We start from the raw sequence: 14,731 nt of genomic DNA on the forward strand, positions 1-14,731 counted from the left end.
ATACCGGCTCGAGACCTTCAGGAAAAGGATCAATGGCAATCTGGTTTTATGCTGTTTCGAGACGTATGGCCGTTCTGGGGAAGGTTGATGTATGGGGAAGACTGGTATTGGTGGTGATGGTTGCTACGCTGGGCACGGAAACGGTCGGGGCCAATAAGCCGGCGATACCTATGCCGTTCGAGGAACGGCAGACTTTGAGTGAGCCCGGCAATGGCATGGGCTTCGCCCGTTCACCGTTTCAGCAACTCAGCGAACAGCAGCAGACCCAACGTTGGGTATTTTAAGTACCCGCAAATCTGAACAAATGTTGCGAATCGGTCCGATGCACCTATGTTGTAGGTAAATTCGCTCTCGCTGGATGACACACGGATTGGAGCGACGGAAGTGCTCCGACACAGGGACGTGTCATCTTCTGCAATGGATCTCACGCTCCCAGATATTTCGGCTATCGACTGGATACCTCATCGAGTATCGTAGACGGTACTCAAGGTCTTCCCGCTGCAAGACGCTGCCTGAAAGTGCTTTCTGATGACCCATTAGAACTAGAATCTTGATGAGCGCCATGACCTTTTTCCCTTGCCGATTCCGCTCTGCCGCTTCTACGCTGTTGAGTTCGGGCCTGATCGTTACGCTTGGCGTAGTGAGTCTTCCGGCCTTGGCACGCCCTGCCCCTCCCCGTGCACCCTATATCGACGACAACCGGATGTGCCGCGCGCAACCGCTTCCGGCAGTGGTGCAGCACCTCACGGGCGAAGCCTGGAAACTGGATGCCAAGGGTGTGTCCGCGGCCCTGGAAGAAGGCATGTTCATTGATGAACAAGAAAGCGTGAAAACCTCATCGGGCGCATTTGTCAGCCTGTTGCTGGGGGACGGCTCGCGGATTGTCTTGCCCTCCAGCTCCCAGGTCCGATTGCATCTGGTCGAGGAGCAATCCATTCCCCAGGTGATTCTTGAAGAGGGTCAGGTCGAGGCTTACGTGATCAAGCGTGCCAGCGACTATGACCGTTTCCAGATCATGACCCCGGTGGGCGTTCTGGGGGTACGCGGCACGCATTTCCGTGTACGTAACGATGGCGAACAATCGCTGGTGGAAGTACTCAACGGGCAAGTGGCGGTCAATCGTGATGACGCTCCACCGACCTCGCATCCTATCAAGAAGAAGCCCATTACCGGTCCAGTCTCTGGTGAAGTAAAGGTTGGTGCGCGGCAGGGCCTCGCGTTCAAGAAACAAGGCGAACTCAAACCCGTGGAACTGCTTGATGCGCCACGGTTGGTCGGCCAGGACGGCCAAAAGGGCGATGCGCCTGTCTGGACCCTGTTCCTGCGGCCATTGGCCGGGGCCCAACGCTACCGGGCCCAGGTCGCGACCGATAAGGAGTTTCTGAACATCAAGCAGGAAAACTTCTCCGACAAGCCGCAAATGCGCTTCACTGGGCTGAAAGCATCGTTCTATCACGTTCGCTTGTCGGCATATGATGAACACGGGCTTGAGGGAGAAACCGGGGTTTATGACATTTTCTATTACCCACCCGCGAACCGCGTGCAGTAGTGCCCTGGACGCGAGCCGGTGAGGCTGTGGCACAGGGCTGAAAAGCGCCAACCGACTCAGGCTCAGCGGCTGTTCAATGGCCTGGTGCGCGAATGGCTGTGGGTCAGCCTGTTGCTATTACCCATCACGGCCTTCCTGTCCCTGAGCCCTGGCCTGGCCCTCAATAACCCGCTGTATGACAGCCTCCGCCGGCTGGCGCCTTTATCGGTGGATCCACGCATCCTGCTGGTAACGATCGACGACCGAAGCCTGAAGGAGCTCGGCCAATGGCCGTGGTCCCGACGTGTGCATGCCGACCTGCTTGATCGGCTGAGCGCCGCCAAGCCTGCCGGCATCCTGTTTGATGTGATCTTCAGCGAGCCCGCCCGGGAGCCAGCCAATGACCTGCGCCTGGCCGAGGCTATGTGCAGCGCTGGCAACGTCCTGTTGCCTTTGATTCGTGAAGGTTCGCCGCGCTACGGCCAGCCTGTGGCGCAAATCCTGCCTGTGTTGCCCTTGCGTGATTGCGCCCGTAGCGTCGGCCATATCAACGTGGAAGCGGACAGCGACGGCATCGTTCGAAGCCTGTATTTGCGTGAAGGTCCACCCGGTAATTTGACACCGCAGTTAGCCTGGCTGGCGTTTGAACTGAGCGGCCAGCCATCCCTAATGCCGGGCGCACCTGGTCCGCCGGAAAGCTCCAGCTGGCAGCGGGAAAATGCCATTCGAATTCCTTTTATTGCCAGTCATGCCGGCTTTCCCAGCGTGCCGTATATCAGTGTCTTGCGCGGGGAGGTGCCATCCGAGTTGCTGCGCGACCGCTTGATCCTGATTGGCGCTACGGCACCGGGCATGGGCGACCGTTATGTCACGCCGCTTTCGGCCAGTGTCGGCACCACCCCGGGCGTGGAGATCCAGGCAAATATTCTCAATGGCTTGCTGCAAGGGCGCAGTATTGTCGATCTGCCCGTGTGGATGGCGACGCTACTGGCCACCGCGATGGTCGCGGTGCTGTTGGGCCTTCTGCTGTTTCGCCCGCGTTATGCACTGTGGCTGACCCTCGGTTGCATGGTGGCTGCGCTTCTGGGTTCATGGGGCCTATTGCGCCTGGGCCATTGGTGGTCGCCGGCAGCAAGTCTGATTGGCATGCTGCTCAGCTACCTGATCTGGAACTGGCGGCGCCTGAGCGTGATCCTGGCCTACTTCGGCTGGGAACTGGCACGCCTGGACAACGAACCCAAAGTGCTCCCGGAGCGCCGTCGAGCGCCCGCCAGCCAGGGTGATGTATTGCAGGGACGAATCTTCGCCCTCGAACAAGCGGTCAGCCGTACCCGGGACACTCGTCGCTTCATGGCCGATGGGCTGGAATGTTTGCCTGTAGCAACCTTGATTACCGACCCCAAGGGCAACGTCCTGCTGGCCAATCGAATTGCCCGCGATGTGTTCGGCAATGAACTGGTGGCCGAAAACCTCTTGGATCAGCTCGCCGCATTGGGTTATCCACCGCTGCAGGACGGTGTTCGCCCTGCCCTGTCGACGCTGGATATTGTCGAGTTCCGCGACACCCTTGACCGCAGCCTGCGCCTCGACCTGGCGCCGCTGCTGCCTGCAGACGGTGACGTGGCCCTGGGCTGGCTGCTGAGCCTCACAGACCTGAGCATTGAGCGTGATGCCCAGCAGCAACGGGAGACCCTGCTGCGCTTTCTGTCCCATGACCTGCGTGCGCCGCATTCGGCGATCCTGGCCCTGTTGGATGTTCAGGACTCCGCCGCGCCGATATTTGCGCAGATCGAACAACAAGTCCGCCGTGCCCTGAACCTGACCGAATCATTCGTGCAGTTGGCGAAAGCCGAATCCGATGGCTACCAATTCCAGCCCAGCCTGTTCGCCATGTTGGTACTCGACGCATTTGATCAAGTCGCAGTGCACGCCCAGTTGAAAGGCATTCGCCTGGTCCATCACCTGGATGAAGTCGGCGAAGAAATGGTGTGGGCGGATCAATCGCTGCTGACCCGCGCCTTGTTCAACCTGTTGGAAAATGCGGTGAAATACAGCCCATCGGGCACCACCGTTACGTTAAGCCTGACCCGCCATGAAGACGCTTTGGAGTGCCGTATCAGCGACCAGGGGCGAGGAATCTCCCCGCAGGATTTGCCCGAACTCTTCGCTCAATACCGGCGCTTCGCCTCGGCTCAGGGCAGTGAAGGATTGGGGTTGGGGCTGACCATGGTCAAGGCCGTCGTGGATCGTCACGGTGGGAGAATTCGCTGCGAAAGCGAGGTGGATAAAGGTACGACCTTCATGCTTCAGCTGCCATTGTGGCGAGACTGAATCGCGGCTTTTCACCTGTGCATAAAAAACCGGTCTCAAGGACCGGTTTTTTAATGCGGGAAAAACTTATGCACCTTTTCCGCTGTTTTATGAGCTTGGGAAATATGTAAGTAAATCAGCAGCCTATAAGCTAAAAAGCGCAATTCGCCAACAAACCGTACACAGGTTATCCACAGAAACTCAAATCACCGGCGTGTCGACCACAACCGGCTCCGGCGGCAACGAACCCATGGCCCGTTGTTGCGCTTCATTCCATGCCTGGGCACGGTCGTTCAGCGCTGCAATGGCACGTGGGCCTTCGCCCTCGGCATACATGGGCTCGCCAATGATTACAGTGATGGTGCCTTCACGCTTGGCCCAGCCGGTCTTTGGCCAGAACTTGCCGGCGTTGTGGGCAATCGGCAGCACCGGCAGCCCGGCGTTCACCGCCAGGGCCGTACCGCCACGTGAGAACTTGCCCACAGTGCCGTAGGGCACGCGTGTGCCTTCAGGGAAGATCAGCACCCAAACCCCATCCTTCAACAGCTCATCGCCCTTCTTGGCCACATGCTTGAGTGCGGCCTTGGGGTTGTCGCGGTCGATGGCGATCGGTCGCAGCATGGCCATGGCCCAGCCGAAGAATGGTACGTACAGCAGCTCACGCTTGAGCACCTGGCTCAGGGGCGAGAAATACGCAGACAGGAAAAAGGTTTCCCAGGTGCTCTGGTGGTTCGACAGAATCACACAAGGCTGGTCCGGGACGTTTTCGGCGCCCTTGATCTCGAAACGAATGTTCAGGAACACCTTGGTCAACCACAGCGCGCAGTTGCACCAAAAGACGTTGATGAAACGATAGCGCGCCTTGAACGGCAGGAAAGGCGCGATAAAAAAGCTCAGGGTGCACCAGAGAAAAGAGCTGGTGCCCAACAGCAGGTAAAAGAAGAAGGTTCTGATGGCCTGCAAAATCGACATGGCGGCATTTACCGTTGCGGGACAACGCCCGCCTGTTAAAAGCGCGCTCCCGAACAGTCCTTGGTCAGGAAGTCAGAAGGGCTGCTAGTTGTTGATAAGTTCTGCGGCAACCGCCGCCAGATCGTCAAAAATCAAGGTACCTACCGGCAGGGTTTTAGCCTGGGTCTTTTCGCCTTTCCCGGTTTTTACCAAAACTGGCTGAGAGTCGACGGCTTTGGCGGCTTCCAGGTCACCGAGGCTGTCCCCGACAAACCATAGCCCAGCCAATGGCACGTTGTAATGTTCAGCAATAGTTTTAAGCATACCCGGTTTGGGCTTGCGGCAATCGCAGCCTTCATCCGGGCCGTGCGGGCAATACACCACCAGCCCTACTTCACCGCCCTGCTCGGCCACCAGCGTGCGCAGGCGCGCGTGCATGGCGTCGAGGGTGGCGATGTCGTAGTAGCCGCGGGCGATGCCGGACTGGTTGGTGGCGATGGCCACCGTCCAGCCCGCTTTGCTCAACTGCGCGATGGCCTCGATCGAGCCGGGCAGTGGAATCCATTCCGCCACCGATTTGATGTAAGCGTCGGAGTCGTAATTGATCACTCCGTCCCGATCGAGAATCAGCAGTTTCAACATGGTCAGCTCAGTACGGAAATGTCAGCGATATTGATGAACAGGCCGCGCAGGCGCGCCAGCATGGCGTAGCGGTTTTTCCGCACGCCCGCGTCTTCGGCATTGATCATCACCGCTTCGAAGAACGCATCCACCGGCTCACGCAAGGTGGCCAGGCGCGCCAAGGCTTCGGCGTAGTTGCGTTCGGCGATCAGCGGCTTCACTGCGTTTTCCGCCTTGGCGATGGCCGAGTTCAGCGAGAACTCCTTGGCATCGGCAAACAGGCCCGGGTCGACTTCGGCATTGCCGAGGTTGTCGGCCTTGCTCAGCAGGTTCGACACACGCTTGTTCACGGCGGCCAGGGCACCGGCTTCCGGCAGCTTGCGGAAGGCCTGTACGGCCTGCACACGCTGGTCGAAGTCCAGCGCCGAACCTGGTTGCAGGGCACGTACCGACAGGTACACCGAAACGTCCACGCCTTCGTCTTCGTAACGCGCACGCAGACGGTCGAACACGAACTCCAGCACTTGCTCGGCCAGGCCCGCTTGCTTGACCTTGGCACCGAACTGGCCAACCGCAAACACCACGGCCTGGGTCAGGTCGAGGTCGAGCTTCTTGTCGATCAGGATGCGCAGCACGCCCAGGGCCGCACGGCGCAGCGCATACGGGTCTTTGCTGCCGGTAGGCAACATGCCGATACCGAAGATACCGACGAGGGTATCCAGCTTGTCAGCGATGGCCACGGCCGCACCGGTGAGGGTGGTCGGCAGCTCGGCGCCAGCACCGCGCGGCATGTACTGCTCGTTCAGCGCGAGGGCGACGTCTTGCGGCTCGCCATCATTCAGGGCGTAGTAGTAACCGGCAACACCTTGCATCTCCGGGAACTCGCCGACCATCTCGGTGGCCAGGTCGCACTTGGACAGCAGGCCGGCACGCGCAGCCCAGGCAGCATCGCCACCAATGCGTGGCGCGATGTAGGCCGCCAGCTTGGAAACCCGCACGGCCTTGTCGTAGACGCTGCCGAGTTTTTCCTGGAACACCACGTTCTGCAGGCGCAGGTTGAAGTCTTCGAGCTTCTGCTTCTTGTCTTGCTTGAAGAAGAACTCGGCGTCAGTCAGGCGCGGGCGAACGACTTTTTCGTTACCGGCGATGATCTGCTGCGGGTCCTTGCTTTCGATGTTGGCCACGGTGATGAAGCGCGGCAGCAGCTTGCCGTCGACGTCCAGCAGGCAGAAATACTTCTGGTTGTCCTGCATGGTGGTGATCAGCGCTTCCTGCGGCACGTCGAGGAAACGCTCCTCGAACGAGCACACCAGCGGCACTGGCCATTCAACCAAAGCGGTCACTTCGTCCAGCAGGCTTGGCGGCACGATGGCGGTGCCTTCCTGCAGGCGGGCCAGCTCTTCGGTACGCTTGCTGATCAGCTCGCGGCGCTCATTGGCATCCGCCAGCACATAGGCTGCACGCAGGTCATTGAGGTAGTTGGCGGGCGCGGTGATTCGCACGGCTTCAGGATGGTGGAAGCGGTGGCCACGTGAATCACGGCCGGCCTTCTGGGCGAGGATGGTGCAGTCGATGACCTGGTCACCGAGCAGCATCACCAGCCATTGGGTCGGGCGCACGAACTCTTCCTTGCGGGCACCCCAGCGCATGCGCTTGGGAATCGGCAGGTCGTTCAGCGAGTCTTCAACGATGGTCGGCAACAGGCTGGCGGTCGGCTTGCCGGTGATGACCTGGCTGAAACGCAGCTTCGGGCCGCTCTGGTCGATCTCGCTCAGCTCGACGCCACACTTCTTGGCAAAACCAAGGGCGGCTTGAGTCGGGTTGCCTTCAGCATCGAAGGCGGCCTGGCGTGGCGGGCCGTCGAGGTTGATGCTGCGGTCCGGCTGCTGGGTTTCCAGTGCGGTGAGCAACACAGCCAGTCGGCGCGGCGCGGCGTAGACCTTTTTTGCGGCGAACTTCAGGCCAGCGGTTTGCAGGCCTTTTTCGATACCGGCCAGGAATGCGTCGGCCAGGGTATTCAGGGCCTTGGGTGGCAGCTCTTCGGTGCCCAGTTCAACCAGGAAATCTTGAGCACTCATTGTGCAGCCTCCAGCTTAGCCAACACTTCATCACGCAGGTCCGGGGTGGCCATCGGGAAGCCCAGCTTGGCGCGAGCCAACAGGTAGGCTTGGGCGACGGAACGCGCCAGGGTGCGTACACGCAGGATGTATTGCTGGCGCGCAGTTACCGAGATGGCACGACGGGCGTCCAGCAGGTTGAAGGTGTGGGATGCCTTCAGAACCATTTCATAGCTTGGCAACGGCAGCGGCTGATCCAGTTCGATCAGGCGCTTGGCTTCGCTTTCATAGAAGTCGAACAGTTCGAACAGCTTCTCGACGTTCGCGTGTTCGAAGTTGTAGGTCGACTGCTCCACTTCGTTCTGGTGGAACACGTCGCCGTAGGTCACCTTGCCGAACGGGCCGTCAGCCCACACCAGGTCGTAGACCGAGTCCACGCCTTGCAGGTACATGGCCAGGCGCTCGAGACCGTAGGTGATCTCGCCGGTCACCGGGTAGCACTCGATGCCGCCGGCTTGCTGGAAGTAAGTGAACTGTGTCACTTCCATGCCGTTGAGCCAGACTTCCCAGCCCAGGCCCCAGGCGCCCAGGGTTGGCGATTCCCAGTTGTCTTCGACGAAACGGATGTCGTGGACCAGCGGGTCCAGGCCGACATGTTTCAACGAGCCCAGGTACAGCTCCTGGAAGTTGTCCGGGTTTGGCTTCAGAACCACCTGGAACTGGTAGTAGTGCTGCAGGCGGTTCGGGTTTTCGCCGTAGCGGCCGTCAGTCGGGCGACGACTGGGCTGCACATAAGCGGCGTTCCAGGTTTCCGGGCCGATGGCCCGCAGGAAGGTAGCGGTGTGGAAAGTGCCGGCGCCTACTTCCATATCGTAGGGCTGAAGTACCACACAACCTTGCTCGGCCCAGTATTGCTGGAGGGCGAGGATCAAGTCTTGGAAGGTACGCACGGCTGGCGTAGGCTGGCTCACGAAATTCACCTGTTACTTGGGCTGCGATTTAAAGAGCGGGAGTATACCCGATTCGGCCGCGCCACCATCCCCTGGAGCCTTATGCCACGCTGCTTTTGGTGTTCTGAAGATCCGCTGTACATGGCTTATCACGATCAGGAGTGGGGAACGCCGCTGCGCGATGCGCAGGGACTGTTCGAGTTGCTTTTGCTCGAAGGGTTCCAGGCGGGCCTGTCCTGGATCACCGTTTTACGCAAACGCGAGCATTATCGAAAGGTCTTGTTCGGCTTTGATGCGCAGCGTCTGGCCCAGCTGAGCGATGCCGAGATCGAAGCGCTGATGCTCGATCCGGGCATCGTGCGTAACCGCCTGAAACTCAATGCCACCCGGCGCAATGCCGCCGCCTGGCTGGCGCTGCAGGACCCCGTAGAGTTTCTGTGGTCGTTTGTGGGCGGCGTGCCCAAGGTCAATCATTTCAAGGACCGCAGCCAGGTCCCGGCCATTACGCCGGAGGCTGAGGCCATGAGCAAAGCCTTGAAAAAAGCCGGCTTCACGTTCGTCGGGCCGACCATCTGCTACGCGTTCATGCAGGCCTCGGGCATGGTCATGGACCACACTCAGGACTGCTACCGTTACGCGGACCTCGCCAACGCCGGTTAGAATGGCGGCTTTGCGCACCACACACGATCAGGAGTGACCTGTGGAAAAGTTTAAAGGCGCCTTGCTGGTAGGCGCTCTTCGGTTGTTTGCCCTGCTGCCCTGGCGCGCGGTGCAAGCGGTCGGTTCGGCAATTGGCTGGATCATGTGGAAAACCCCCAACCGTTCCCGCGAGACGGTGCGGATCAACCTGTCCAAATGCTTCCCGGACATGGATCCGGCCGAGCGCGAGCGTCTCGTTGGACGCAGCCTGATGGACATCGGCAAGTCCCTGACCGAAAGCGCCTGCGCCTGGATCTGGCCGGCCCAGCGTTCCATCGACCTGGTGCGCGAGGTCGAAGGCCTGGAAGTGCTGCACGAAGCCCTGGCCTCGGGCAAAGGCGTGGTCGGCATCACCAGCCACCTGGGCAACTGGGAAGTGTTGAACCACTTCTATTGCAGCCAGTGCAAACCGATCATTTTCTACCGCCCGCCGAAGCTCAAGGCGGTGGATGACTTGCTGCGCAAACAGCGGGTGCAACTGGGTAACCGCGTGGCGGCGTCCACCAAGGAAGGCATCCTCAGTGTCATCAAGGAAGTGCGCAAAGGCGGCCAGGTGGGGATTCCTGCGGATCCGGAGCCGGCGGAATCGGCCGGGATCTTCGTGCCGTTCTTCGCCACCCAGGCGCTGACCAGCAAGTTCGTGCCGAACATGCTGGCGGGGCACAAGGCGGTCGGGGTGTTCCTGCATGCCCTGCGGCTGCCGGATGGCTCGGGCTACAAAGTGATCCTGGAAGCGGCGCCGGAAGACATGTACAGCACCGATACAGCCACTTCGTGTGCGGCGATGAGCAAGGTGGTGGAGCGCTATGTGGGGGCTTACCCGAGCCAGTACATGTGGAGCATGAAACGCTTCAAGAAACGCCCGCCGGGTGAGGCGCGGTGGTATTGATGTACGGCTGACTCAAGGTTGGCACAAAACAAAATGTGGGAGCGGGCTTGCTCGCGAAGGCGGTGTATCAGACACAAATTCGGTGACTGACACGACGCCTTCGCGAGCAAGCCCGCTCCCACATTGGGTTCTGCTTAAGCTTGGCGGTCGAGTTTCTTCAGGAATACGGTCATTTCCTTTTCGGCCTGCTTGTCGCCATGTGCCAGGGCCGCTTCAATACCCTTCTCCCAAGCTAACCGCGCTGCAGCGTTATCACCCTGCCCCAGCTGCGCCTTGCCCAACAGCTTCCACGCCGCCGAATACTTCGGGTCGAACTCGACGCATTTCTGCAAATGCTCGGCCGCCTTGGCGTTGTCCTTCAGATCAAGATAACCCTTGCCCAAACCAAACCGCAGCAGTGAGTTATCCACACCCTTGGCGAGCATTTTTTCCAGGGATTCGAGCATGTCGGTCACTCCGTTTGATCAGAAAAAGCTCAGGCCCACGTGGAACAGCTTCTCCACATCGCGGATATGTTTTTTATCCACAAGGAACAGAATCACGTGGTCGCCCGTGGCGATCACCGTGTCGTCGTGGGCGATGATCACTTCTTCATCGCGAATGATTGCACCAATGGTGGTGCCCGGCGGCAGGCCGATATCGCGGATCGCCTTGCCAATCACCTTGCTCGATTTTGAATCACCGTGGGCAATCGCCTCGATGGCTTCCGCCGCACCCCGGCGCAACGAGTGCACACTGACGATATCGCCGCGGCGCACGTGGGCCAGCAAGGTGCCGATGGTCGCCAGTTGCGGGCTGATGGCGATGTCGATATCGCCGCCCTGGATCAGGTCGACGTAGGCCGGGTTGTTGATGATGGTCATCACCTTCTTCGCCCCCAGCCGCTTGGCCAGCAACGACGACATGATGTTGGCTTCGTCATCGTTGGTCAGGGCCAGGAAGATGTCGGCGTCGGCGATGTTTTCTTCCAGCAGCAGATCACGATCCGAGGCGCTGCCCTGCAGGACCACGGTGCTGTCGAGGGTGTCGGACAAATACCGGCAGCGTGCCGGATTCATCTCGATGATCTTCACCTGGTAGCGGCTTTCGATGGCCTCGGCCAAGCGCTCACCGATCTGCCCGCCGCCGGCGATGACGATGCGTTTATAGGTCTCATCCAGACGGCGCATTTCGCTCATCACCGCGCGAATGTTCGCTTTGGCGGCGATGAAAAACACCTCGTCGTCAGCCTCGATCACCGTATCGCCCTGGGGCAGGATCGGCCGGTCGCGACGGAAGATCGCCGCCACCCGCGTCTCGACGTTGGGCATGTGCTCGCGCAGTTGGCGCAGTTGCTGGCCCACCAACGGCCCGCCGTAGTAGGCCTTGACCGCCACCAGCTGTGCCTTGCCTTCGGCGAAGTCGATCACCTGCAAGGCGCCCGGGTGTTCGATCAGGCGCTTGATGTAATGGGTCACCACCTGTTCCGGGCTGATCAGCACATCGACCGGGATCGCGTCGTTGTCGAACAGTCCGGCGCGGGTCAGGTAGGCCGCCTCACGCACTCGGGCGATCTTGGTCGGAGTGTGAAACAGGGTGTGGGCGACCTGGCAGGCAACCATGTTCGTCTCGTCACTGTTGGTGACTGCCACCAGCATGTCGGCATCGTCGGCACCGGCCTGGCGCAGCACTGTAGGAAACGAGGCGCGGCCTTGTACAGTACGGATGTCCAAACGGTCGCCCAAATCCCGCAGGCGCTCCGCGTCGGTGTCGACCACGGTGATATCGTTGGCTTCGCTGGCCAAATGCTCGGCCAGCGTACCGCCAACCTGCCCTGCGCCGAGGATGATGATTTTCATCCGGTCACTCCCTTAAAACCATTCAGCCGCGAGCGGCGGCAATCTTGATCAGCTTGGCGTAATAGAACCCGTCGTGGCCGCCTTCCTGGGCCAGCAACTGGCGGCCATGAGGCTGCTTGATCCCGGCCTGGATGTCGAGGTCCAGTTCCCGTGCGCCGCTGGTGCGGGCAAGGAAGGCCTCGATGACGTCAGTGTTTTCGGTAGGCAGCGTCGAGCAGGTGGCGTACAGCAGGATGCCGCCTACTTCGAGGGTCGGCCACAACGCGTCCAGCAACTCGCCTTGCAGCACGGCCAGGGCGGCGATGTCGTCGGGTTGGCGGGTCAGCTTTATGTCCGGGTGGCGGCGGATCACGCCGGTGGCGGAGCACGGTGCGTCCAGCAGGATGCGCTGGAACGGCTTGCCGTCCCACCAGGTGGCGGTGTCGCGGCCGTCAGCGGCGATCAGCTCGGCGCTGAGGCCCAGGCGGGCGAGGTTTTCCCGCACACGCACCAGGCGCTTGGCTTCCAGGTCGACGGCGACGACACCGGCCAGGTCTGCTTGCACTTCCATGATGTGGCAGGTCTTGCCGCCGGGGGCGCAACAGGCGTCCAGTACGCGTTGGCCCGGGGCCAGGTCCAGCAGGTCGGCGGCCAGTTGAGCGGCTTCGTCCTGCACGCTGATCCAGCCTTCGGCGAACCCGGGCAGGTTACGTACATCGCCCGGTTCTGTAAGAACGATGCCGTCCTGGCTGTAGACGCAGGCCGTGGCCGCTACACCGGCTTCGCCAAGCAACGTGAGATAAGCGTCGCGGGTGTGATGACGGCGATTGACCCGCAGGATCATCGGCGGGTGCGCGTTGTTGGCCGCGCAGATGGCTTCCCACTGCTCGGGCCAGAATGCCTTCAGGGATTTTTGCAGCCAGCGCGGGTGGGCGGTGCGCACCACCGGGTCATGTTCCAGCTCGGCCAGCAGCGCTTCGCTTTCGCGCTGGGCGCGGCGCAGCACGGCGTTGAGCAGGGCCTTGGCCCAAGGCTTTTTCAGCTTGTCGGCGCAACCGACGGTTTCGCCGATGGCCGCGTGGGCCGGCACGCGGGTGTAGAGCAGTTGATAGAGGCCCACCAGCAGCAGCGCCTCGACATCGGCGTCCGCCGCCTTGAACGGCTTTTGCAGCAGCTTGGCCGCCAGCGCCGATAAACGTGGCTGCCAGCGGGCGGTACCGAAGGCCAGGTCCTGGGTAAAGCCGCGATCGCGGTCTTCGACTTTATCCAGTTGGGTCGGCAACGAACTATTGAGGGAAGCCTTGCCGTTGAGCACGGCGGCCAGGGCCTTGGCGGCGGCCAGACGTGGGTTCATTGCGCGTCCACCGCTTGGCCGAGGACGATGCCAACGGCAAATTTCTCACGGCGGCTGTTGAACAAATCGCTGAAGTTCAGCGCCTTGCCGCCGGGCAATTGCAGACGGGTCAGACACAGCGCCTGTTCACCGCACGCTACCAACAGGCCGTCCTTGCTGGCGCCGATGATCTCGCCGGGGGCGCCCTTGCCTTCGGCCAGGGTGGCGGCCAGTACTTTCAAGGCCTCGCCATTGAGCGTGCTGTGGCAGATCGGCCACGGGTTGAAGGCACGCACCAGACGCTCCAGCTCAACGGCCGGGCGGCTCCAGTCGATGCGGGCTTCATCCTTGTTCAATTTGTGGGCGTAGGTGGCGAGGCTGTCGTCCTGAACTTCACCTTGCAGGGTGCCGGCAGCCAGGCCTGCGATGGCCTGGACGACAGCCGGCGGGCCCATTTCGGCGAGGCGATCATGCAGGCTGCCGCCGGTGTCTTGCCCGGTGATCGGGGTGGTGACTTTCAGCAGCATCGGCCCGGTGTCCAGGCCTGCTTCCATGCGCATCACGGTCACCCCGCTTTGCGCATCACCGGCTTCGACGGCACGCTGGATCGGTGCCGCGCCACGCCAGCGAGGCAGCAGCGAGGCGTGACTGTTGATGCAGCCCAGGCGCGGGATATCCAGCACAGCCTGGGGCAGGATCAAGCCGTAGGCCACCACCACCAGCAGGTCTGGCTTCAGCGCAGCCAGTTCGGCCTGGGCATCGGCGTCGCGCAGGGTCGGCGGCTGCAGCACCACAATGTTGTTTTCCAGTGCCAGCTGCTTGACCGGGCTGGGCATCAGTTTTTGCCCACGACCGGCCGGGCGATCGGGCTGGGTGTAGACCGCCACGATTTCATAAGGGCTGGCGAGCAGGGCCTTGAGGTGTTCGGCGGCGAATTCGGGGGTGCCGGCAAAAACGATGCGCAGTGGCTCGGTCATGGGAAACGTCTCACAAAAGAAAAAGGCTTGCCGGAGCAAGCCTTTGAAAGAAGGGAATCAAGCTTGCTGGCGATGCTTCTTTTCCAGCTTCTTCTTGATCCGGTCGCGTTTAAGCGTGGACAGGTAATCGACAAACAGCTTGCCGTTGAGGTGGTCGCACTCGTGTTGGATGCACACCGCCAGCAGGCCTTCGGCAATCATCTCGAACGGCTTGCCGTCACGGTCCAGGGCCTTGATCTTGACGCGCTGGGGACGGTCGACGTTCTCGTAGAAGTCGGGCACCGACAGGCAGCCTTCCTGGTACTGGCCCATCTCGTCGGTCAGGGTTTCGAACTCAGGGTTGATAAACACCAGGGGCTCGCTGCGGTCTTCGGACAGGTCCATGACCACGACGCGCTGATGCACGTCGACCTGGGTCGCGGCGAGGCCGATACCCGGGGCTTCATACATTGTTTCAAACATGTCATCGACCAACTGACGAACCTTGGCGTCCACTACGGCCACTGGCTTGGCGATGGTGCGCAGGCGTGAGTCCGGAAATTCGAGGATGTTCAAAATAGCCATAAGCGTAATTGCTGCACATGTGAGGTAAAGGCAAG

At 60.9% G+C, this 14,731-nt stretch carries 14 protein-coding genes; 5 read left to right on the top strand and 9 right to left on the bottom strand.

The genetic code is table 11. From position 1 onward, the window contains the following. Positions 1 to 32 precede the first annotated feature (32 nt). The 3 genes from A462_RS00575 to A462_RS00565 all read left to right on the top strand — a co-directional run bounded on the left by A462_RS00575 (position 33) and on the right by A462_RS00565 (position 3,859). Positions 33 to 284, top strand: a complete 252-nt coding sequence (locus tag A462_RS00575; RefSeq protein WP_003213590.1) for a hypothetical protein — start codon at positions 33 to 35, stop codon at positions 282 to 284. Between the two features lie 269 nt (positions 285 to 553). Further along, complete coding sequence (locus A462_RS00570; protein WP_032899914.1) at positions 554 to 1,549, top strand: FecR family protein; 996 nt, start codon at positions 554 to 556, stop codon at positions 1,547 to 1,549. An 18-nt stretch (positions 1,550 to 1,567) separates the two neighbouring features. Continuing rightward, positions 1,568 to 3,859, top strand: a complete 2,292-nt coding sequence (locus A462_RS00565) for a CHASE2 domain-containing protein (RefSeq protein ID WP_008439556.1) — start codon at positions 1,568 to 1,570, stop codon at positions 3,857 to 3,859. 180 nt (positions 3,860 to 4,039) lie between these two features. On the opposite strand, the gene A462_RS00560 is transcribed toward A462_RS00565, so the two are convergent. The 4 genes from A462_RS00560 to glyQ all read right to left on the bottom strand — a co-directional run bounded on the left by A462_RS00560 (position 4,040) and on the right by glyQ (position 8,438). Continuing rightward, positions 4,040 to 4,810 carry a lysophospholipid acyltransferase family protein gene (locus A462_RS00560; protein ID WP_003213596.1) on the bottom strand — a complete coding sequence of 257 codons (771 nt, stop codon included), beginning with the start codon at positions 4,808 to 4,810 and terminating at the stop codon, positions 4,040 to 4,042. Positions 4,811 to 4,894: 84 nt separating this feature from the next. Continuing rightward, positions 4,895 to 5,431 carry a D-glycero-beta-D-manno-heptose 1,7-bisphosphate 7-phosphatase gene (gene gmhB / locus A462_RS00555; protein WP_166742131.1) on the bottom strand — a complete coding sequence of 179 codons (537 nt, stop codon included), beginning with the start codon at positions 5,429 to 5,431 and terminating at the stop codon, positions 4,895 to 4,897. 2 nt (positions 5,432 to 5,433) lie between these two features. Continuing rightward, a complete protein-coding gene (glyS, locus tag A462_RS00550) occupies positions 5,434 to 7,488 on the bottom strand; it encodes a glycine--tRNA ligase subunit beta (protein ID WP_003213599.1) in 2,055 nt (684 codons plus the stop codon). Then, on the bottom strand, positions 7,485 to 8,438 hold the full coding sequence (gene glyQ, locus A462_RS00545) for a glycine--tRNA ligase subunit alpha (protein ID WP_003213601.1): 954 nt from the start codon (positions 8,436 to 8,438) through the stop codon (positions 7,485 to 7,487). Before glyQ ends, glyS begins: the two co-directional genes overlap by 4 nt. A gap of 81 nt (positions 8,439 to 8,519) precedes the next feature. Between glyQ and A462_RS00540 the strand changes: the two genes are divergently transcribed. Together A462_RS00540 and A462_RS00535 are read left to right on the top strand one after the other, a co-directional pair. After that, the gene (locus tag A462_RS00540) at positions 8,520 to 9,077 is read left to right on the top strand and encodes a DNA-3-methyladenine glycosylase I (protein ID WP_008439560.1); all 558 of its coding nucleotides are present in this window, start codon (positions 8,520 to 8,522) and stop codon (positions 9,075 to 9,077) included. Positions 9,078 to 9,117: 40 nt separating this feature from the next. Then, on the top strand, positions 9,118 to 10,005 hold the full coding sequence (locus tag A462_RS00535) for a lysophospholipid acyltransferase (RefSeq protein ID WP_003213605.1): 888 nt from the start codon (positions 9,118 to 9,120) through the stop codon (positions 10,003 to 10,005). Between the two features lie 134 nt (positions 10,006 to 10,139). On the opposite strand, the gene A462_RS00530 is transcribed toward A462_RS00535, so the two are convergent. From A462_RS00530 to def, 5 genes are read right to left on the bottom strand one after another with little or no spacing between them, the layout of a single operon-like run. Further along, positions 10,140 to 10,451 carry a tetratricopeptide repeat protein gene (locus A462_RS00530; protein WP_003213608.1) on the bottom strand — a complete coding sequence of 104 codons (312 nt, stop codon included), beginning with the start codon at positions 10,449 to 10,451 and terminating at the stop codon, positions 10,140 to 10,142. A gap of 18 nt (positions 10,452 to 10,469) precedes the next feature. Continuing rightward, positions 10,470 to 11,843 carry a Trk system potassium transporter TrkA gene (gene trkA / locus A462_RS00525; protein WP_003213611.1) on the bottom strand — a complete coding sequence of 458 codons (1,374 nt, stop codon included), beginning with the start codon at positions 11,841 to 11,843 and terminating at the stop codon, positions 10,470 to 10,472. 22 nt (positions 11,844 to 11,865) lie between these two features. After that, positions 11,866 to 13,176, bottom strand: a complete 1,311-nt coding sequence (gene rsmB / locus A462_RS00520) for a 16S rRNA (cytosine(967)-C(5))-methyltransferase RsmB (protein ID WP_008439563.1) — start codon at positions 13,174 to 13,176, stop codon at positions 11,866 to 11,868. Beyond that, entirely contained in the window at positions 13,173 to 14,132 is a 960-nt protein-coding gene (fmt, locus tag A462_RS00515) for a methionyl-tRNA formyltransferase (protein ID WP_008439564.1), read from the bottom strand. Before fmt ends, rsmB begins: the two co-directional genes overlap by 4 nt. 57 nt (positions 14,133 to 14,189) lie before the next feature. Continuing rightward, a complete protein-coding gene (gene def / locus A462_RS00510) occupies positions 14,190 to 14,696 on the bottom strand; it encodes a peptide deformylase (protein ID WP_003213617.1) in 507 nt (168 codons plus the stop codon). Positions 14,697 to 14,731: the final 35 nt, after the last annotated feature.

It is taken from the genome of Pseudomonas sp. Ag1 (assembly GCF_000278565.1).
GTDB lineage: Bacteria > Pseudomonadota > Gammaproteobacteria > Pseudomonadales > Pseudomonadaceae > Aquipseudomonas.